Raw genomic sequence first — 18,639 nt, 5'->3', positions numbered from 1 at the left:
ATTACTTTTCAAGTATTTCTTTGATGTTCGGCTTAAAGTAATTAGGCCCTTTTAACACCTTTCCATCTTCGCGATAGATAGGTTTTCCATCTGCACCTAATTTGCTCATGTTACTACGCTGTATTTCATTAAATACTTCCTCAATTTTATGCTGCATTCCGTGTTCTATAATCGTACCACATAAAATATAAAGCATATCCCCTAATGCATCTGCAACTTCCACCAAATCATTTGCATTTGCAGCTTCTAGATACTCTTCATTTTCTTCTCGCATTAACTCATAGCGCAACAAGTTTTTCTTAATTCCTAAATCAGCTTCAGGACTATTTTTACTTCCTAATCCGAACGCATCATGAAATTCCTGAACGGCAGCTATTTTGTTTTTCATATTCTTATTTACTTACTAATTAATATTTCTCTTTAAATTTACATTTCGAAAATAAATAATATTAAATCAATACTGAATATATAAGCATTTAATATTATTTTTGTGGCTCATAAAACTACGTAAGCATGTTCAGTCCTAACCAATTAATTTTTGCGATTTTTTTCGTTGTTGCTTTCGTTATTGTAATGATTTTCACCTATCGGAAAGATAAAAACTTACATAAAAAATACTACAAAGGAAGTTTTTGGATCCTAATTGGCTTTGTCGTTTTCATTGGCCTTCTTCTACTTATAAAAAGTTACGTAAAACAGTAACTCATTCTTAAAAATTTAAAAAAAGCAATCATTCAAAAAATCCCCTACAATGGGTATTTCAGAACACTCCTAGGTCAGATATATTTGACCCTATGGATGTATTGCAAAAGATTGTTCAGATTGTAAATCAAGCTGAGAAAAAATCAAAAACGCTAAGTCTTGAGGAAACAATAGATGTATTTAACGCTGTAAAGCATATTTCTTCTAACAAAGCCCTTGTTGAAAAAGTTATTTATTTAGTGTTTCTTACTAAAAGTAAAGAAGGAAATCTCCTAAAATTAAGCAAAAGAGAAAACGAAGTCTTTACACTTATTGGAATGGGACTCGACTCCAACGATATCGCTATCGAATTAAATATTAGCAAATCTACTGTAAGTACCCATCGAAAAAACATCATTAAAAAACTAAACATCAAAGGAGCTGGGCAACTACAGAAATTATCTTTTCAATATATACAACACAAAGTTTTTGCCTAAATAAGTAACCACTCTCTTTGATGAAATTCACATCTTATTCCTCGAAACATACTTACAACCAAACGATTAAAGCTTGTAAAAAATCCCCTACAATGGGTATTTTTTACGATATCTATATAAAGTAAGTTTGTTAACATAAAAAAACAATTTAAACCAGACTGAAAATTTAACCCAACACTAATCTTTATGAAAAAAATCTCAACACTAATTATAATCGCCTTGTTGCTAGCAACATCGAATATAATGGCACAAGAATTTCTTACTGCTGCTAGTTCCCCTGGTGAGCAAATAGAAGAGAACCCAACTTGGATGGCTGTCGACGATAGAATTAAAACATTTAAAGAAGAATCGATAGGAATTTTATTCATGCCTATTCCTTTAAACATATCAAACATTGAGTTTACGCAAGGTGCTACTACTACTACATTAGAAAATAACAACGAAAAGTTATTTGGTACTGGTTTAGGAGTTGCATTGAATGCAGATTTTAATGCATCAGGTTTTGGGTTTGGTACCATTGCGTATTATGCAATTATCAGTGGTGATCAGGATTTACGTGCAAATGATGCTTTTATAGCTTTAAAATACGATATTCCATTAGGAGATAGAGCAGAGACTAATTTTGAAATTTCACCATTAATAGGAATTGGAGCCTTATCCTTTCAAGAAACAGTAGAAGATAAAACACTTGGTAGTTCCGCTTACGTTTCAGGAGGGTTTAGAGCTACATGGCGTTTTGCAAATAACTTCTTTTTAGGAGCAGATGTACAAACCGTTCCTGCTGTATTTAATGCTGAAAAATTATTAGGTGTTGAAGATCAAGTTGATGAAGCTAAAATAAACTACGAGTTTATTGCGCAATTCAACCTTTCATTACGTTATAGCATCTTTTAAAATTAAATAAATCAACATCTAAAATTAGACAAATGAAAAAATTTATATACATAGTAATGATCGCTTTTACAGCACTAAGCATTTCGTCTTGTGCCGAATCTGAAGTATCATTTTTAGACTTAAGTGGAGACCTAGGTTTTACAGGATCTAGCGCAGACATTGAAGAGTTTCTTACATCTCCAGTGTACAATGTAATGAGCGATTTAGGACTAAACATCAATCCTGGATCTGAACCTGTAAACTTAGAAGGAACCTTTAGTGCAAATCCTTATTGCGCTGTAAACTCAACCAATCCTAATGCGAATATTGGTTGTAACTATACTCCTTGGTTCATTACATTTTCAAACCAAAACAATGAAACGTTAACAATTAATTACTACGGAAGACAAATTGACCTTGAAGGTAATGTTAGTTCTGAAGAAAGCGGATCTGGATTAATATCTGGAGATGCTGCTGGTAATTTTTCTGTAATTGTAAAAGGAAGCGGCGCTACCGGAACAAATGCAACTGTATTTTCTGGTCGAATCACTTTTGATGGTATTCTAGGATACCAAGATATTTTTGTGCCAAACATTGAAGGTACTTCAGACTTGAGTGCTACGCTTTTTAATGACGAAGACGGTTTAGCAGAAAGACAATAACCAAGACACAACTTTTATGAAAACATTTATAACCTCTTTATTTGTTATCTTATTTTTTAGTCCTCTACTAATTGCACAATCTGAATTTGCAACTGGACTAGATTTTGATGATGAGGCATACGCCGAAATACCATCAAAGCCTAAGAACGTATCTTTTTTCGATGACCTTGCCGATATTTCAAGTGCATCAATTAAACAATACGTTCCAGTAGTAAGAAGTCAAGGTGGCTACGGAACTTGCTCTGGCTGGGCAAGTGCCTACTATGGACGCACCATTTTGGAAGCAAAACAACTAGGGTTAACAAATCAAGAGGATATAAATGACATTGCTTTTTCGCCAATATTCACTTACCTCAATGCAGCTAGCGAAGAGAACAGAGTAAATTGCCAAAGAGGAGCAACTTTAGACAGAGCACTGAACTCATTAGCAAACGATGGCTCTCCTTATTTTAAAGATTACACCGAAGCACAATTCTGCGACGACAACATCCCTTCAGCCGTTAAAGAGAAGGCAAAACAAAACGTTATAGAACGTTACAATCGTGTGATTACAGGAGCCGAAACAAGCTTAGAACGCATTGAAAACGTTAAAAGAGCAATTCACAAAGGAAACCCAGTAATTATTGGTTTCATGGTCGAAAAATCTTTACACGTAACTAAAAACTTATACATCCCAGACGGTCAAGGAACAGGCGGCGGACACGCATTAACAGTGGTTGGATTTGACGATGAAAAATATGGTGGTGCTTTCGAAATTGTAAACTCTTGGGGAACCGATTGGGGAAATGCAGGATACTTCTGGATCAAGTACGAAGATTTTGTTACCTACACGCGTTATGCCCTAGAGATGATTCCTAAAGTGAAGCCTATTGAAGAGGTTTACCAAACACTTGCTGGAGAACTTAGATTAGAATTAAAAGGCGGGGCACCTATGCAAGTTGCAAAAGGTGACACCAAATTCAAAAAATCGGTTTTAGGATGGCAAGATGTCGTAAAAGAAGATGAGACAGACGAAAAGACTATTGGTGACTATCGTACGCTTCAGGCATACCCAAAAGAAACAAAATATAGAATTTACGCCAAAGTTGATCAGCCTTCTTACATGTATGTTTTTTATGCAGATTCAGCAGGCGATAATGGTGTTCTTTTTCCGCACGAAGAAAATGTAAGTCCGTACTTCGACAATACAGAATCGGAACTTGTCGTTCCAGGTGAAAAGTACTTTTTCAGATTAAACAGTGATGTAAAATCTGATTATACCATCATAGTTTTCTCTTTGGAAGAATTAGACACGGAAAGCATCAACACTCAAATGAATACTTTGGAAGGTGAGTTACTTGATAAACTCTATGTTATTTTTAATGATAAATTAATTGACAAAGATGTTATCACGCTTCAACCCGACCAAATGAAGTTCACCTCAAAGTTTAAAGAAGGTTCTTTAGCAATGATGGTGTTAGACATAAAAAGAAGCTAATGAAAAAGTGCACGCTCTTCTTATTTCTCATCCTAACGGTTTATGGTTGTAAAAGCCAAGACACGATGACCTACAGCTCGCAAGATGTTGTAAAAGACGAACCCGAAAAGGAGGATACTAAAAAGGACGTGGAACCCAAAATTGTAGCAACCATACAATTAAAAGAAGTTATTGGTTCCGATAAATGGAATCATATTCAAAATACCAAAGCTGTCAACATTTATCGTGTTGACAGCTTACTTATTGATACGCATACGAACGAATACGGTAGAAAATTAACAAAAGTAGATTCGCTTCAAACAACACACGTTTCAGATTTTGTAAAAATGGTTTCAGAAAGCAAAAATTATCCTGTTGCTGGTAACTCAAAAGCATCTTTTAATCCTACTACCCTATTTGAATTCTGTGCTGAAACATGTGATTTATCAGTATTATTCGACAAAAAAAATTACAAAATAGGTTTTATAAATAGAAGTGGTCAAGAGGTTGTAAATGCTTCGGAAGAATTAGCTGCCTTTTTAAAACTTCAACTAACTAATTAAACAAAACACCATGAAAAAATTAGCGCTTATTTGGTTTTTCGCCTTTTTCATAACAAGCCCAATACTTATTGCACAAAATTTCCAAGATGTAGTCCTGGCAGAAGATGAAGAAGAAGTAGATGAGATTTGTAAATCGGTGTACTCTGGAGCAGCCTTCATGGATACGCCAAAAGAAGTAGAAAATATTGTAAATCAAATTGTACAAACTGCTGGAGTTTCTAACGGTGGATTTCAATTAAAGCAGTGTTCTAACATAAGCAATGCGATTGCAAAAATGCTTCCGAATAGAAACGGAGACGAAATTAGATACATTATTTATGATGCCGAATGGTTGAAAAGTATTGTAGATGATACGTCTAACGATTGGTCTGGACAATTTGTATTAGCGCATGAAATTGGACACCATCTAAACGGTCATAGTTTGAACAATGGTACTAGTAATCATAAATTTGAATTGGAAGCAGATTATTTTGCTGGAAGAGCTCTAGCAAATCTTGGCGCCACTCTAGAAGAAACATTAGCCGTAACTAATGAAATGGGCACAAATGCTACGTCATCACATCCTGCAAGAGCGGATAGAGCTGCACAAGCAGAAGCAGGTTGGAAGTCAATTTCGAACAAACAACTTACCATTCAGGTAAAAGACAAAGAAGTAAGTGAAATTGCTAAAATATTGGTTTCTAAAATTGACGAAAAACTTTCGTCTAGCAGTAATTTAACTAAGGAAGATTATCAAAAAACATTAAAGCAATTGCGTTTAGCAAGAGGTCCGAAGTACTACAAGGGCTACACAGAAGACATTCGTTATTTTGAAGCTATTTGTTACTACGGAATGGAGAACGAAGAAAAAGCAATGGATTCGTACATTAACTACCTCAGCATTGAAGGATTAGACAAATCTAACCGTATCAAGCAAATTAGCACGTTGTATGCTGAATCACCTTCTAAAAGTACTGCTTTCTTCGCAAACCCTCTTGTAGTGTACAACCTGAGTAAAGTGTATTACAAAAACAAAGAATACGACAATGCCATTAGTTTAGGAAATCAGTTTTTAACGCGATCTACAGATGAAAACAAAAAGCGTGATATTATTGAAATCATCGCAACGAGTGAATTCGAGAAAATCGAAAATGAAGTAGCGGGTTTAACACCTTCCGAAGCAATAACACAAAGTGAATTACACATTCAAAATCAGGAGTACACAAAAGCGGTAGATCTACTTTCTCCGTTAGCGAACAACAACAATACAGAAGCACAGTATTTATTAGGGTATTTAGTATTTGAAGGAAAAGGAACAACGGCAAATGCTTCAAAGGCTGCCGAATTATTTATTAAAGCTGCACAATCTAATAATGCGAAAGCACAATACGCATTAGGACTTATGTATAGGAATGGAACTGGAGTTGTAAAAAACCTTGACAACGCTCGTTTCTGGTTAACAAAAGCAGAGGAAAACAATCTTTCTGAAGCCACCGCAGAACTTTCAAAATTAAACGACATTGAAAAAAAGAATGCTAATAAACCAACGCCTGTCGTTAAAAAAGAAGTGATTGAGAGCGACTCTGAAAGTCTTGCCAAGAAAATAGTCAAAGCCGATTCGTACTTTAACAATGATATGTACGCCGATTCTTATTCGCTATACATGGAAGCTGCTGTAAAAGGAGATGCGCATTCTCAATTTAAAGTAGGTTGGATGTTATACAAAGGAAAAGGTGTTTCAAAAAACAAAAACCTAGCGTACGATTGGTGGAAAAAAGCAGCCAGACAAGGACATGCAGATTCTATCAATTACCTCACTCGCTTAGGAAAATGGTAAAACAGTAGTGCTAAACAACCCCAATAATGCACAACTTAAAAAACATGATAACCAATCTTGATACGAAGATAGGAAGGCAATTTGCTCTTTTTATCCAAATACTTATTATTCTTTCTTTGGTCAGTTTTTCGATTGAAACACTTCCAGATTTAAGTCCTGATGTTAGAAAAGCATTGCGCTATTTTGAAGTATTTTGCATTGTTATTTTCTCTATAGAATACCTACTTCGTCTGTATTACGCTCCTAAAAAACTACATTATATTTTTAGTTTCTACGGAATTATAGACCTTCTAGCCATACTTCCGTTTTACATCACTTTGGGTATAGACTTACGATCTATTCGCGTATTTCGAGTATTTCGAATTTTTAGAATCTTCAAATTGATGCGTTACAACAAAGCACTCAATCATTTTAAAGATGCTGCGAAAGAGGCCAAAGAAGAGATTATTCTATTTTTATTAGTCACACTCATCCTTCTGTATTTATCGGCAGTGGGCATTTACTTTTTTGAAAATGAAGCGCAACCTGATAAATTTTCTTCCATATTTCATAGTTTATGGTGGGCTATCTCAACCCTAACAACGGTAGGATATGGAGATGTATATCCAATAACACTAGGAGGGAAAATTTTCACTTTTTTCCTTCTTATCATTGGCTTAGGTATTGTTACGGTTCCAGCGGGAATTGTGGCTTCAGCCTTGTCTAAATCGACCAAAGTAAACACACCTTCAGATGAGTAAAACCAAACTTCTTTTTAGAGATGCGTTTCTTTGTCTTTTGTTGTCCTTAGTGTTTCTATGGGGTGTTTCAAATCTTATTCTCAACTTATCCATTTTCAATCCGTTTACGGGAGCCTTCAAAGATTTTTCTTTTCTAGACTTGTATTATTCAGAAAGAATGGAGAAAAAGGAGCCGCTAAAAGACATTGTCATTGTTAATATAGAACAACGTGACAGACTTGAAATTTACGAACTCCTTCAGCATATAAAACAACAAGAACCTAAGGTAATCGGACTCGATATTATATTTGCTGAAGAAAGAGAACCGTTTATCGATTCGCTTTTGGTTGAAAGTTTTTCTGAAGACAACGTCATCCTTTCCAAAGCGTTTATTACAGACCATTGGGTGTATAATGCTCCTATCTTTAACCAGAATAAAAATGAATTAGGCTATTCGAACCTCAACTTTGACCGTAAAAACAATGTAATTAGAACGTTTGAAGGCATTAAAACGATAAACAACACCAAAGAATACTCTTTCTCCACGCTAGTCGCAAAAGCCTTTAAAAACGACTCTAATTACAACAAGAGATTAGAACAAAGACTTAAAAAGGCAACCCCTATTAGCTACCAAGGAACGCAGGATGATTTTTTTACATTTTCGTACGATGAATGCATGGAGCAAGAACGCATTCCTTTTCTGAAAGATAAGATTGTATTGTTAGGCTATTTGGGTACGCCGCATGGAAGTGACTACGACATAGAAGACAAATTTTTCACTCCTTTAAACAAAGGACTAGTAGGTAAGAGCGCTCCCGATATGTTTGGTGTTTTAGTGCATGCAAATATTATTAATATGTTATTGCATGAAGAGTTTATTGCCACTACTCCCTTTTGGCTTGTATTGCTTATTTCTTCTGTGCTAACATTTTTCTTCCTGGCAATTTTCATGGTTTCTAGCACCAAAAACCCAGCAAGTTATACGTTGAGTAAAAAACTAACACAGCTACTCTTTACAGTACTCCTTCTTTGGTTTTCATTATGGTTGTACAAACACCATATTTTATTCAAACCAGAAGTGATAATTAGTATCGTGGTAGTAAGTGTCGATTTAATTGGATTATATAAAATCATTGCAAACTATTTTAATAAAAAATACAAATGGAAAAGCTATTTCTTTCAGTAATATTTGTACTTCTTGTTGCTACTTCTAATCAGTTAAGCGCACAAGAATATGCGGTTTTTAAAACAAAAGGAGCTCCTGTATTAGCCATAAAAAACACAACAAAACCAATTAAAAAAGGGGCCGTTTTTTCGGAAGGGAACTTAATCTTAAAGGCTAAGGACACTGTCATTCTATTAGACACGAAAGGACTCATGTACCAACTAGATCAAGCTAAAAAGTACACCGTTTCCGAAGTAAAAGAATATCAGAAAGACGAAGATAAAGAAGGACTTTCAAAAAAGTATTTCTCCTATGTTTGGAAGCAAATAAACGATAAAAATAGAACGAAAAACCATACAGGAAATGTATATCGTGAAGGTATTATGGATTTCCTCATTACTCCTTTAGACAGCACTGCCATTGCTGCTAACGAAATTAATTTTGTTTGGAATGAAAACACAGAAGAAACATACACTTATTTTTTTCTGAAAAACAAGCGAAATAATACCATGGTAAAGATAAAGACGGAAGGAACGAGCATTACTCTGTACCAAAACAACTCCTTATTGGTAAAAGGAGAATCGTATGCATGGGGAATTGCCTATGAAAAATACCCCGATTTTAATCGCGTAAAATTTAACTCCTTCGATTATCTAAATCAGTTTCAAGAAGAAGAACGTTCTAAAGATTATTTTATCGTAATTGAAGAATTAAAATCGAACGGGTTTTCTTCCGAAGAAATTGACGAATCACTTTGTGAGTACTTTCAATTTTGCAGATAAATACCCAATACTAGGGATGGTATTAGTTTTAACATAAAAGTATTTTTACACAAAATCAGAATTACACAACTAACCAATTTTTTTGTTTTATAAAAAAACCTCCTCGAATTAGCATCAAGGAGGTTTTTAATTTTAGGTAGTTTCTTAAAACTAGTTCACTGCAGGTAAATTACTGTACCCTTTAGAATAGTCTAACATTTGCCCTTCAAATGAATCTGGCTGTGTTACTTTAACAGTTACTATCTCACCATTTTCATCCATTTCAGGAACTAACACAGGGTTTACAAAACCACTGTAAGGTGCCGATGTAAATTGCTTGTTACGCTCTAAAATTTCAGCATGTAATTTTTGGTCTACTTTTACACCGTATCCTTCAACTAATGCTTCAACAGCTGCATAATCTCCTTCAGATTTTATACGTTGCGTTTCACGCAATAACTCACCAAACAAACCGTGTAGTTTCTCATAGTCGTTAATATTGTAATACGTTTTACCATCACGTGTAATCTTTTCAATTACATTGTCTGCTTTTCCTTTTTCATACGCCCAAGCAGAAACCCATTGACGGTTACGCATGTGTGCTTCTTCTACATCATCTCCTAAATTCAAACGAATTAATTGAGCCATTAAACCGTTACGAATATATCCGTCGTACGCAGCCATTCCCACTTTTTTCCAGTCATCAACCAAACCAAGTTCTTGTAATTTTGGATTGTACAAGTAGTAAAGACCTACTAAATCTGCTCGCCCTTCTTCTAAAGTAGATGCATAATTTTTAAGCGTTTCTTTTGTTTCACCAACTCCAGGATTTAATTGCCCAGAAGCGTGACCAATTACTTCGTGTAATGCTGTGTGTAATTTATCTCCTACTTGACCGTATGCTTCTTCTAATGCATATTCTTCTTCGTCATTTACAAATTCTTTTAAACGACCAGAATTTCCTGCATTGTTATACGCATTGATAATATTTCCTAATGATACTGATTTACTACCTACGGCAGCACGAATCCAGTTTGCATTTGGTAAATTAACTCCAATTGGAGTACTTGGTGATGCATCTCCTGCTTCTCCAGCTACACTCACAACCTTGTAAGTAACACCTACTACATTTTTCTTTTTATGCGCTTCCATTAATGGTGAATTATCTTCAAACCATTGTGCATTTTCAGACAATACCGCCATTTTTTCAGACATGTCAAAATCCTTAATTTGGATAATAGACTCATACGAACCTCTGTACCCTAATGGATCATTGTAAACTTCAATAAAACTGTTGATGTAATCTATATTACCTTCCGTAGCAGCAGTCCAAGCAACGTTATAATCGTCCCAAGTTTGTAAATCTCCCGTTTTGTAATATTTAATTAATAAAGCCAAAGCATCTGCTTGCGCTTGGTTTTCGGCTACTCCGTGTGCTTTTTCTAACCATTCTACAATCTTATCGATAGCTGCTCCGTATAATCCTCCAGATTTATACACACGCTCTTTTAAAACGCCATTCTCTTTTACCAATTGAGAGTTTAAACCATATGACAAAGGCTTATCTGGATTTGGAGATTTTTTAGCTCCATAAAATTTCTGAACATCTGCATTGGTTACATTCGGACCGTAAAAATTAACGGCAGACTGTGCAACGTTGTCCACACCTTTTGCTTGATTTACTTTTTTAGCATCTTTATCGTTAAACAAAACGTCGAACGCTTCCCCTTCTAAGGTTGTATTTGTTTCCGCTAAAATTCCATTTAAGTAGTCTGAAGAAAAATCTGGTTTCATTTTATCATTTGAGTAATGATGGTGAATTCCGTTAGAAAACCACAAACGCTTCAAATAGATTTCAAAATTCTTCCAGTCTTCAGAAGTTTTATCCCCTTTATACGTAGTGTACACATTTTCTAATGCCTTTCTAATTGTAAGGTTATGGCGATAGTTTTGATCCCACATAATATCACGTCCCGCCAATCCAGCTTGGGTAAGATAGTACACTAATTTTTGTTCCTTCAGCGTTAAATTCTCCCATCCTGGAATTTGGTAACGCAATATTTTAATATCTGCAAATTGCTCTACTTGATAATCAAAATCGTCTGTTTTAACCTCAGCAACTTCTGCTTCAGGCGTGTCCTTTTGTACTTCTTTACAAGAGAAAAACAAAACAGTACTCATAGCGGCTGCTATAAAAAAAGTATTCTTCATTTTATATAGTTTAAGTTTTCAACAAATGTAACAAAATTAAAGCTGCTTTTTTCACTTCTGAAAGTTCACCGCTTCAATTCTAAAAAATAGTCTGAAGGAACCATCTTTACTACAAACCGACTCTGAAATTTCCTATTGCATATAAAAATTAAGTATCTTTAACACAAATAATCCAAATTTCCCTACCCGCATGAAAATTTTAAAATATCTTTTATTCCTTATTCTTATTGTAGTAATAGGTGGCGCTATATATTTTGGCACTAAAGACGGAAGCTTTGATGTTGCAGAAAGCAAAATGATAAATGCTCCTGCCGAAGTAGTTTACAACAATGTAAAAGATTATAAAAACTGGCAAGAATGGGGTCCTTGGGCAAAATTAGACCCAAACACCAAAGTTACCTATGCCGAAAAAACGGAAGGTGAAGGCGCTGCTTACTCATGGAGTAGTGATCATATGCAGGTTGGAAAAGGAGCTATGGAGACCGTTAAGGTAATTCCAAATAAAGAAATTGATCAAAAAATCACATTCAACACTCCTATTGGAGATTCTAAAAGTGATGTTTATTGGAGGTTTGATACTTCTGAAACTCCAGGAATAACCAAAGTCACTTGGGGAATGAAAGGAGAACAATCTTTTATGGAAAAAGTATTTATGGCTTTTCAAAAAGATGATATGGAAACTGGCATCTCAAAAATGTTTCAAGAAGGATTAACCAATTTGGAAGCAGTAGTTACTGAAGAAATGAAAAAGTTCACTGTTAATGTGGATGGAATTACGACTTATAATGGCGGCTATTATATGTTCAATACTACAGCCTCAAAACTCAATGAAGTTGGGGAGAAAATGGGATCCATGCTCGGGCAAATTTCTGGGTATATGGAAGAAAACAATCTTACAATGGCCGGAATGCCTTTTACCATTTACAATCAGATAGACGAAGCAAACGGAACGGTGATATTCTCTGCTTGTATTCCTGTCGCAGAAAAAATAATTACACCCCAAGGAAGCCCTGTTTTATGTGGCGCTATGGAACCTGTAACTGCCCTAAAAACCACTTTAAAAGGAAACTACGACAACCTACCACAAGCGTATGCTAAAGCGAAGGAGTACATGGCAACCAACAATTTGATTGCACATCCTACGGCTAAAATGTTTGAAGTATATAGTACCGACCCTGGTCTTGTACCAAATCCGGCCGATTGGGTGACCGAAATTTACATGCCCATTGTAACTGAAGGAGCTCCCAATTAAGTATTATGAAGCAATTAGTACTCGTTTTTTTAGGCGGCGGATTAGGTAGTACATTACGTTACTGGATAGGACGATATTTAAATAGTTCTGAAACTGGAATCCCTTATGGCACCTTTGCTGCTAATATTTTAGGAAGCTTACTTATTGGTATTATTCTCGGATTGGCCTTAAAACAAAATACGCTCTCCCAAAATACAGTCTTATTCTTAGCGACCGGTTTTTGTGGCGGTTTTACAACGTTTTCAACCTTTGCGTATGAAAATCATGTATTTTTAAAATCAGGAGATTTCATGACCTTTGCGCTTTATACTTGCGGAAGCTTTGTCGTTGGCTTTGCAGCTGTATTTTTAGGGATTTGGCTTACGCGTTTTGCCTAATGATGGTCTCCAAAATCTTTTACACCCGCTTCAATACGAACTAACAAATCATTTTCTTTTGGAGGAATAGGACACGAATACCTAGAATTATACGCACAATACGGATTGTACGCTTTATTAAAGTTTAATATAATTTTATCTCCCTTCGGAATTCTAGCATCTAAAAATCGACCACCACCATACGACCCATCCCCACTTGTTAAATCGGTAAAAGGCAAAAAGAGATAATCTTCATAACCAGGCTCATCATACGGAGCAGTACTTTGAAATAAATTTAACTTTAGTTGTTTTCCTTGAAGCGTAAAATGTGCTTCTCCATATTTTACATACTCTGGCAATCTATCGGTAGTAGTACGCATTAAAAAAGGCACTTCATCTGGCGTTCGTACAAAATCAGCTTCAATACAATACGCAAGGTCTATAGGATAAAACTCCAAGCCCTTAAAAGATTTAAAGTCTTCCGCAGTTAAAATGGTCGATTCAGAATTTAAAAAATCCTTGTTTTCTGAAGCTTGATGCGCTACAGACTCTTTTAAAAATCTTTTTTTAGCAGTTCCACATGACAAACAAATAAAAAAAACCGAAAGGAATAATACATATTTCATAGAAGTACAATTTAAAGTAAAATTACTAAAGTATTTGATACTTCAGTTTTATTTCTATTTTTGAAAAAACCTCACCAATGACTTTCAGTTGGAAATACCTCATTTCTTTTACATTACTACTTGCCTTTCAATATGCGGTTGCGCAACACATAGGTATCGACAAAAGAGCCCTCGCTGGCTTAGCTTCCGAAGAAAGAATTAACGTAATTTTTTCGTACAACGAACTATCATTCAACGGAAAACACCTACCTGAGGCTGAATTCTTACAGCACATTCATGAAAAAGTCACGAAATATGGAGATCTTGAAATGGCTGAAAAATGGGTTGCTGATTATAAAAAAGCGAAGAAACAAAGTTGGCCAGAAACATTTATTTCTAAATTGAATAGCGATCTTGGAAAACTAAGAAATGCTCCAGCTTTTGTTTTAAATGATACCACAACCAAGTACACTGTTGTGGTGCATACACATTGGATGAATTTTGGATACGATGCCGGAATTGTAAAAAGACCCGCAAAAGCATCTATGGACATTTACTTTTATAAAACATCCGATGCTGAAAACTACCTTTCCCTATCGAAGCTTAAAAAAAGAGAAGGACTTTACAACGATAGTCGGTACAGAAATAAAGAATGGCCTAGACCGTCGCTTGCAAGCATGCGAAATGTATACGAAAGAGTTGCTCCTAATTTAGCCAAAGCCTTAAAGAGGGTTGTAAAAAAATAACAATGCCTACAAAAACTATTTTACTCCTACTTTTGCTTGCATTCATTTCGAAAATAAGCATCGCCCAACACATTGATATAGATAAAAAAGCACTTGCTTTTCTGGCTTCGGAAGAAAACGTAAACGTTGTCTTCTCTTTTGAAGGTACCGAATTTTACGAAGACCCAATTACCGAAGAAGCCTTCTTAAAACAACAATTCGACAAAGTTTCAGAACGGAAAGATGAAACAGTTGCTGCGCAATGGGTAAGCACCTATCAAACATCTAAAAAAGAAGCCTGGCCCAGACTTTTTATTGAAACCCTTAATGAAAGAACAGCTAACTATAAAAATCATCCCACGTTTAGCAGTAACAATCCCTCCGCCAAGTATACCATGAAAATAAACACTGTTTGGATGTATTTTGGATACAATGTTGTTATTGGAAAAGTACCCGCTAAAGTTTCTATGGATGTTTCTTTTTATGAAACCGCAACACCAACAACAGTATTATTTAACACAACAATTAAAAGAGCGATGGGAATTAATAACAAAAGCTATGATTTGTCTAACTGGCCTAGTTTTAAACGAGTGGGTAAAGCCTATGTAAAAGGAGCTTATAAACTCTCACAAGCCTTAAAAAGAGTTCTAGATTAACACATTTTTTATTTTTTTATCGGCTAATTACTTTTTTTGCTACATTTGCTATAAACCAAGAAGATAAATGATTCGTATTCAATATATCAATAGAAAGTATTCTGTAACCTCAATTAGAGGCCGGAGTTGTTTGTATTTGTTATAACTGAATAAATTATTTCAATATAAAAACGTCCGGCCTAATCGCCGGACGTTTTATTTTTATACCTAACTAACCAACCATGAAAAAAATATACACTAACTACATAAACAACTTTCGAGGGCTCTCTATAGAAATATGGTTCCTATCGTTAGTTACTTTTATAAATCGAGCAGGTGCGATGGTAATTCCTTTTCTATCGCTCTATTTAGTAAATGCAAAAGGATTTACGTTACCACAAGTAGGTTGGATTATGACCTCCTTTGGACTAGGCTCTCTTGCAGGCACTTGGCTTGGGGGAAAGCTTACCGATAGCATTGGCTTTTACAAAGTAATTGTTGCCAGTTTATTTCTGAGTGGGATTGGCTTTGTACTACTTCAGTATATTAATACTTTTTACGGATTCTGTGCTGCGATATTCTCTTTAATATTTATTGCAGACGCCTATCGTCCTGCTATTTTCGTAGCAGCAGATGCGTACAGCAAACCAGGAAATGTAACACGAAGCATAACATTAATTCGATTGGCCATTAACTTAGGCTTTTCAATTGGGCCACTTATTGGCGGAATTATAATTGCTTCAATTAGCTATGCTTCCTTATTTTGGATTGACGGACTTACGTGCATTGTCGCTTCAATAAGCTTATTCTTATTATTGAAACCTAAAAAATCGAAAGAAGATGTTTCAGAAGTAGTGAAAATTAAAGAAGGTGTTTCACCCTATCGAAATGGATTCTTTATGTTGTTTTTCATCATAATGGTAGCAAACGGGATTATGTTTGTTCAATATTTTAGTGTCATGCCTCTATATTATGAAAAGGTGCATTTTTTAACAGAGGATCTCATTGGGTGGTTGTTTTTCTTAAACGGAGCCCTTATTGTCATCTTTGAAATGCCGCTCGTTACATGGCTTGAAAAGAAACAAATCTCTAAATCAATCGCTACCTTTTGGGGCGTTCTATTACTTGCCCTAAGTTTTATTGTTCTTAATATTACTTCTTGGAGTGGCGTTTTAGTAATTGCTATGATTTTGATGACTTTAGGCGAAATGATTGGTTCTCCTTTTTCTAATGCATTGGCGCTAGAAATGGCACCCAAAGGAAGAAAAGGAAGCTATATGGGTTTGTATAGTATGAGCTTTTCTTTTTCACACATTTTTGGACATAATGCTGGAATGAATATGGTCGAATACTTCTCCTTCGACAAAACTTGGCTGTATATCTTTTTGTTTTTAATAGCCGTGTCAGTATTGACCTTATGGTTGTATCGATTGCTGAAAAATTCTCCAAAATTTTCAACCACTTAATTCGTAAGAAAATGTGTGGTATTTCTTTTTCTTCGGAAGTATTTTTAGCTCTAAAGCTGCTTCCGAAGAAAATAATATGTGTACTACAACTGAATATTTACATCGTAAAAGGTTGTTAGAAAATTCGTTTAATCGCTTTGTTGGCTACCACATGCGATAACACGATTTGAGTTTTGGTTTCTCCGTAAGAAATTAACTGATCGATAAAGGATTCTAAATGTTTTTGGTTTTTTAAAACAACTACCATCACAATATTTTCATTCCCCGTTATTCGATAACAATCGAGAACCTCATCATACGTTTTCACTTTCTCTAAAAAAGGTTTTAATTTCCCCATAAAAGCACGTAATGTAATAATCGCTTTTAGCTGATATCCTGTTTCAAAAGGAGAGACTACCGTTTTATATCCATTCACAATTCCAGCATCCTCCATTTTTTTAATACGCTCGTTTACAGCTGGAGAACTAATACCTACTCTTCTCCCAATTTCCGCATTCGACATACGTGCATTTTCTTGTAGACAATTTAAAATATTCCAGTTAAGTGAATCTATTTTCATTTTAATGAATTAATAAAATAAAACATATTATTTAAAGTAAATATACAATTTTACTTTAAAATCGATAGTTTATTATCAAGTCTTGTTGTTAAATTTGGGATGCTTTGAAACAAGAATAAGAATACAAATGATGCCTGCCCTACCTAACAATTTTCCGCAATCGCCGCTATACAAGAAGGCACTTGAGATTTTCATGCTCTCAAGGAGCATTTCTTCGTACTTAGTGCACGATCTTGCGCCATTACACAAAAATGGAAAAGACGATCCTAGTATTTATTTTACTGGAGATATTGTACAACAATCTGTTTCGCTAGCACCACAGATTTTAAAAGCGGAGAGCCAACCCTTTGCTGAAGAAAAACATAAATATGCGGCTTCAGTTATCCGTCTTACAAATTCATTGTATAAAAATTGTGAACGCCTAGAGCACAGTCACAGCAATGGAAAAGATTTTCTGCCAATTCTACGAAAAGAATTGAAAAAATTTAGAAAACTACACCGTAACTGGATGTTAACCCTCTAAACTTATTTTGAATTCAATACACGAGCATCTAAATCTAAAGGAAAAGATTTTGATACTTTTATTTTTGAAAACGACTTGTGTAACGGATTAATTAAAATATTTAACTCTTTAGGTAATACAGCAGAAGGAACACTTAGTCCCAAACTACTCTTAGAATTTATCCAAGTAGAACCGTAATCTTGTGTGCGTGATACGGGCGGATTGTCACGCCACCCTTTAACCACTTTTTCAGGTTTTGTAAGCGACTCAATTAATCCTAATGGAACTTCAGCTTCTATATACGAATACTCTTTTGTAATTAAATCATAGTCGATACGCGTTAGAAGCTCTAGCACGCATAATGACAAGTGTTCAGAAAAATACAACAACGCATCTCCTCTCTTGTTCCATCGACCACCATACAAACGAGCACCTTCACCCGTTAAATCATTAATGAAATTATTTTTAGCCAATCGATATACCTTCAAAATAGCAGCCATTAATAAACACCGTGTTCTATTCTACCTAGAATATCTTTAATAAGATTTGTACCGAAACTGGTATCTAAAAAATCGAGAGGTTTGCCATAGTTTAAAGCTCTAAGATCTTTGTGCAACCAAGCTGTAAACGCTTCAATAGAACCTAACACCTCTATCCCTCTTGATATAACTTCGGCTATTTCTAGAATTTGCTCTGTACTGTACACATTAAGAAGCTCATCGTCATGCTTACGCTGAATAGTTCTGTGCGACACATGAATAAGATTACTCATTCGCTCCATAGAAATACCCAAAATACTACCAATGGTTGCCACTACAGACTTAGGCAAGCCTTTACGTGTTATTTCGATTAGATCTATATCGTTGTTAATTGCGTGCCCTACATTAACACTTCCTCCTAACACACTAACAATTCGATCGTATTTATTTTGCAACCCATAGAATGCTTTGGGCTCTTTTACCAAGTTTTGAATTTTCAGACTTCTCATAATCACGACATTTGTCACAAATATACAAAATTTTGTCGTTATTATTGTTTTCGCGCTACTACTTTAACACAAACATTAACTACAAAAACCACAAAGAGAGGCTTTTAGTATTTAAAAGCCCCTCTTTATTACTTCTGAAACTACTTC

At 35.1% G+C, this 18,639-nt stretch carries 21 protein-coding genes; 15 read left to right on the top strand and 6 right to left on the bottom strand.

All coding sequences use genetic code 11. The features are described 5' to 3' along the window. Position 1: 1 nt before the first annotated feature. Positions 2 to 388, bottom strand: a complete 387-nt coding sequence (locus tag BLQ00_RS11455; protein ID WP_093144408.1) for a pyrophosphohydrolase domain-containing protein — start codon at positions 386 to 388, stop codon at positions 2 to 4. A gap of 406 nt (positions 389 to 794) precedes the next feature. On the opposite strand from BLQ00_RS11455, the gene BLQ00_RS11445 reads away from it, so the two are divergent. The 9 genes from BLQ00_RS11445 (at position 795) to BLQ00_RS11405 (ending at position 9,214) form a co-directional block, all read left to right on the top strand. Beyond that, entirely contained in the window at positions 795 to 1,178 is a 384-nt protein-coding gene (locus tag BLQ00_RS11445; protein ID WP_093144405.1) for a helix-turn-helix transcriptional regulator, read from the top strand. A 186-nt stretch (positions 1,179 to 1,364) separates the two neighbouring features. Continuing rightward, positions 1,365 to 2,072 carry a hypothetical protein gene (locus tag BLQ00_RS11440; protein WP_139149401.1) on the top strand — a complete coding sequence of 236 codons (708 nt, stop codon included), beginning with the start codon at positions 1,365 to 1,367 and terminating at the stop codon, positions 2,070 to 2,072. A 32-nt stretch (positions 2,073 to 2,104) separates the two neighbouring features. Continuing rightward, the gene (locus tag BLQ00_RS11435) at positions 2,105 to 2,713 is read left to right on the top strand and encodes a hypothetical protein (protein WP_139149400.1); all 609 of its coding nucleotides are present in this window, start codon (positions 2,105 to 2,107) and stop codon (positions 2,711 to 2,713) included. A 16-nt stretch (positions 2,714 to 2,729) separates the two neighbouring features. Beyond that, positions 2,730 to 4,190, top strand: coding sequence for a C1 family peptidase (locus BLQ00_RS11430; RefSeq protein ID WP_093144401.1), 1,461 nt, complete (start codon positions 2,730 to 2,732; stop codon positions 4,188 to 4,190). Then, a complete protein-coding gene (locus BLQ00_RS11425) occupies positions 4,190 to 4,732 on the top strand; it encodes a hypothetical protein (RefSeq protein WP_139149399.1) in 543 nt (180 codons plus the stop codon). Before BLQ00_RS11430 ends, BLQ00_RS11425 begins: the two co-directional genes overlap by 1 nt. Positions 4,733 to 4,742: 10 nt before the next feature. Beyond that, a complete protein-coding gene (locus BLQ00_RS11420) occupies positions 4,743 to 6,548 on the top strand; it encodes a sel1 repeat family protein (protein WP_093144398.1) in 1,806 nt (601 codons plus the stop codon). A 44-nt stretch (positions 6,549 to 6,592) separates the two neighbouring features. Then, positions 6,593 to 7,288: an ion transporter gene (locus BLQ00_RS11415; RefSeq protein ID WP_093144663.1), complete on the top strand. Its 696-nt coding sequence runs from the start codon at positions 6,593 to 6,595 to the stop codon at positions 7,286 to 7,288. Beyond that, on the top strand, positions 7,281 to 8,453 hold the full coding sequence (locus BLQ00_RS11410) for a CHASE2 domain-containing protein (RefSeq protein WP_093144396.1): 1,173 nt from the start codon (positions 7,281 to 7,283) through the stop codon (positions 8,451 to 8,453). Before BLQ00_RS11415 ends, BLQ00_RS11410 begins: the two co-directional genes overlap by 8 nt. After that, on the top strand, positions 8,429 to 9,214 hold the full coding sequence (locus BLQ00_RS11405) for a hypothetical protein (RefSeq protein ID WP_093144395.1): 786 nt from the start codon (positions 8,429 to 8,431) through the stop codon (positions 9,212 to 9,214). The genes BLQ00_RS11410 and BLQ00_RS11405 overlap by 25 nt, the downstream gene beginning before the upstream one ends. Before the next feature lie 150 nt (positions 9,215 to 9,364). Here the strand turns inward: BLQ00_RS11405 and BLQ00_RS11400 are convergent, their stop codons facing one another. Beyond that, positions 9,365 to 11,404: a dipeptidyl-peptidase 3 family protein gene (locus BLQ00_RS11400; RefSeq protein ID WP_093144393.1), complete on the bottom strand. Its 2,040-nt coding sequence runs from the start codon at positions 11,402 to 11,404 to the stop codon at positions 9,365 to 9,367. A 190-nt stretch (positions 11,405 to 11,594) separates the two neighbouring features. Here BLQ00_RS11400 and BLQ00_RS11395 point away from each other — a divergent pair, with 190 nt between their 5' ends. After that, positions 11,595 to 12,656, top strand: coding sequence for an SRPBCC family protein (locus BLQ00_RS11395; RefSeq protein ID WP_093144392.1), 1,062 nt, complete (start codon positions 11,595 to 11,597; stop codon positions 12,654 to 12,656). Between the two features lie 5 nt (positions 12,657 to 12,661). Continuing rightward, positions 12,662 to 13,033: a fluoride efflux transporter CrcB gene (crcB, locus tag BLQ00_RS11390; RefSeq protein ID WP_093144391.1), complete on the top strand. Its 372-nt coding sequence runs from the start codon at positions 12,662 to 12,664 to the stop codon at positions 13,031 to 13,033. On the opposite strand, the gene BLQ00_RS11385 is transcribed toward crcB, so the two are convergent. Then, on the bottom strand, positions 13,030 to 13,638 hold the full coding sequence (locus BLQ00_RS11385; protein WP_093144390.1) for a DUF1684 domain-containing protein: 609 nt from the start codon (positions 13,636 to 13,638) through the stop codon (positions 13,030 to 13,032). The two genes, crcB and BLQ00_RS11385, sit on opposite strands and share 4 nt — an antisense overlap. A 77-nt stretch (positions 13,639 to 13,715) precedes the next feature. Here BLQ00_RS11385 and BLQ00_RS11380 point away from each other — a divergent pair, with 77 nt between their 5' ends. The 3 genes from BLQ00_RS11380 (at position 13,716) to BLQ00_RS11370 (ending at position 16,443) form a co-directional block, all read left to right on the top strand. Continuing rightward, positions 13,716 to 14,363, top strand: a complete 648-nt coding sequence (locus BLQ00_RS11380; protein ID WP_093144388.1) for a hypothetical protein — start codon at positions 13,716 to 13,718, stop codon at positions 14,361 to 14,363. 2 nt (positions 14,364 to 14,365) lie between these two features. Further along, a complete protein-coding gene (locus BLQ00_RS11375) occupies positions 14,366 to 14,998 on the top strand; it encodes a hypothetical protein (RefSeq protein WP_093144387.1) in 633 nt (210 codons plus the stop codon). 221 nt (positions 14,999 to 15,219) lie between these two features. Further along, the gene (locus BLQ00_RS11370; protein ID WP_093144385.1) at positions 15,220 to 16,443 is read left to right on the top strand and encodes an MFS transporter; all 1,224 of its coding nucleotides are present in this window, start codon (positions 15,220 to 15,222) and stop codon (positions 16,441 to 16,443) included. Between the two features lie 115 nt (positions 16,444 to 16,558). Here the strand turns inward: BLQ00_RS11370 and BLQ00_RS11365 are convergent, their stop codons facing one another. Continuing rightward, positions 16,559 to 17,002: an Lrp/AsnC family transcriptional regulator gene (locus tag BLQ00_RS11365; RefSeq protein ID WP_093144384.1), complete on the bottom strand. Its 444-nt coding sequence runs from the start codon at positions 17,000 to 17,002 to the stop codon at positions 16,559 to 16,561. Between the two features lie 127 nt (positions 17,003 to 17,129). On the opposite strand from BLQ00_RS11365, the gene BLQ00_RS11360 reads away from it, so the two are divergent. Then, positions 17,130 to 17,525, top strand: coding sequence for a hypothetical protein (locus BLQ00_RS11360; protein ID WP_093144382.1), 396 nt, complete (start codon positions 17,130 to 17,132; stop codon positions 17,523 to 17,525). Positions 17,526 to 17,527: 2 nt separating this feature from the next. Here BLQ00_RS11360 and BLQ00_RS11355 read toward each other — a convergent pair whose 3' ends face one another. Both BLQ00_RS11355 and parS read right to left on the bottom strand, forming a co-directional pair. After that, the gene (locus BLQ00_RS11355) at positions 17,528 to 18,004 is read right to left on the bottom strand and encodes an RES family NAD+ phosphorylase (protein WP_093144381.1); all 477 of its coding nucleotides are present in this window, start codon (positions 18,002 to 18,004) and stop codon (positions 17,528 to 17,530) included. Beyond that, positions 18,004 to 18,492 carry a type II RES/Xre toxin-antitoxin system antitoxin gene (gene parS / locus BLQ00_RS11350; protein ID WP_093144379.1) on the bottom strand — a complete coding sequence of 163 codons (489 nt, stop codon included), beginning with the start codon at positions 18,490 to 18,492 and terminating at the stop codon, positions 18,004 to 18,006. Before parS ends, BLQ00_RS11355 begins: the two co-directional genes overlap by 1 nt. Between the last annotated feature and the right edge of the window lie 147 nt (positions 18,493 to 18,639).

This window comes from Ulvibacter litoralis, from assembly GCF_900102055.1.
Taxonomy (GTDB): domain Bacteria; phylum Bacteroidota; class Bacteroidia; order Flavobacteriales; family Flavobacteriaceae; genus Ulvibacter; species Ulvibacter litoralis.
Note: the sequence above shows the minus strand (reverse complement) of the source record. Positions and strands in the feature narration are given on the sequence as shown.

Bases quoted from the DNA above. Each gene is read 5' to 3' on its own strand.
- BLQ00_RS11455 (WP_093144408.1), bottom strand. From the start codon at position 388: ATGAAAAACAAAATAGCTGCCGTTCAGGAATTTCATGATGCGTTCGGA.
- BLQ00_RS11445 (WP_093144405.1), top strand. From the start codon at position 795: ATGGATGTATTGCAAAAGATTGTTCAGATTGTAAATCAAGCTGAGAAA.
- BLQ00_RS11440 (WP_139149401.1), top strand. From the start codon at position 1,365: ATGAAAAAAATCTCAACACTAATTATAATCGCCTTGTTGCTAGCAACA.
- BLQ00_RS11435 (WP_139149400.1), top strand. From the start codon at position 2,105: ATGAAAAAATTTATATACATAGTAATGATCGCTTTTACAGCACTAAGC.
- BLQ00_RS11430 (WP_093144401.1), top strand. From the start codon at position 2,730: ATGAAAACATTTATAACCTCTTTATTTGTTATCTTATTTTTTAGTCCT.
- BLQ00_RS11425 (WP_139149399.1), top strand. From the start codon at position 4,190: ATGAAAAAGTGCACGCTCTTCTTATTTCTCATCCTAACGGTTTATGGT.
- BLQ00_RS11420 (WP_093144398.1), top strand. From the start codon at position 4,743: ATGAAAAAATTAGCGCTTATTTGGTTTTTCGCCTTTTTCATAACAAGC.
- BLQ00_RS11415 (WP_093144663.1), top strand. From the start codon at position 6,593: ATGATAACCAATCTTGATACGAAGATAGGAAGGCAATTTGCTCTTTTT.
- BLQ00_RS11410 (WP_093144396.1), top strand. From the start codon at position 7,281: ATGAGTAAAACCAAACTTCTTTTTAGAGATGCGTTTCTTTGTCTTTTG.
- BLQ00_RS11405 (WP_093144395.1), top strand. From the start codon at position 8,429: ATGGAAAAGCTATTTCTTTCAGTAATATTTGTACTTCTTGTTGCTACT.
- BLQ00_RS11400 (WP_093144393.1), bottom strand. From the start codon at position 11,404: ATGAAGAATACTTTTTTTATAGCAGCCGCTATGAGTACTGTTTTGTTT.
- BLQ00_RS11395 (WP_093144392.1), top strand. From the start codon at position 11,595: ATGAAAATTTTAAAATATCTTTTATTCCTTATTCTTATTGTAGTAATA.
- crcB (WP_093144391.1), top strand. From the start codon at position 12,662: ATGAAGCAATTAGTACTCGTTTTTTTAGGCGGCGGATTAGGTAGTACA.
- BLQ00_RS11385 (WP_093144390.1), bottom strand. From the start codon at position 13,638: ATGAAATATGTATTATTCCTTTCGGTTTTTTTTATTTGTTTGTCATGT.
- BLQ00_RS11380 (WP_093144388.1), top strand. From the start codon at position 13,716: ATGACTTTCAGTTGGAAATACCTCATTTCTTTTACATTACTACTTGCC.
- BLQ00_RS11375 (WP_093144387.1), top strand. From the start codon at position 14,366: ATGCCTACAAAAACTATTTTACTCCTACTTTTGCTTGCATTCATTTCG.
- BLQ00_RS11370 (WP_093144385.1), top strand. From the start codon at position 15,220: ATGAAAAAAATATACACTAACTACATAAACAACTTTCGAGGGCTCTCT.
- BLQ00_RS11365 (WP_093144384.1), bottom strand. From the start codon at position 17,002: ATGAAAATAGATTCACTTAACTGGAATATTTTAAATTGTCTACAAGAA.
- BLQ00_RS11360 (WP_093144382.1), top strand. From the start codon at position 17,130: ATGATGCCTGCCCTACCTAACAATTTTCCGCAATCGCCGCTATACAAG.
- BLQ00_RS11355 (WP_093144381.1), bottom strand. From the start codon at position 18,004: ATGGCTGCTATTTTGAAGGTATATCGATTGGCTAAAAATAATTTCATT.
- parS (WP_093144379.1), bottom strand. From the start codon at position 18,492: ATGAGAAGTCTGAAAATTCAAAACTTGGTAAAAGAGCCCAAAGCATTC.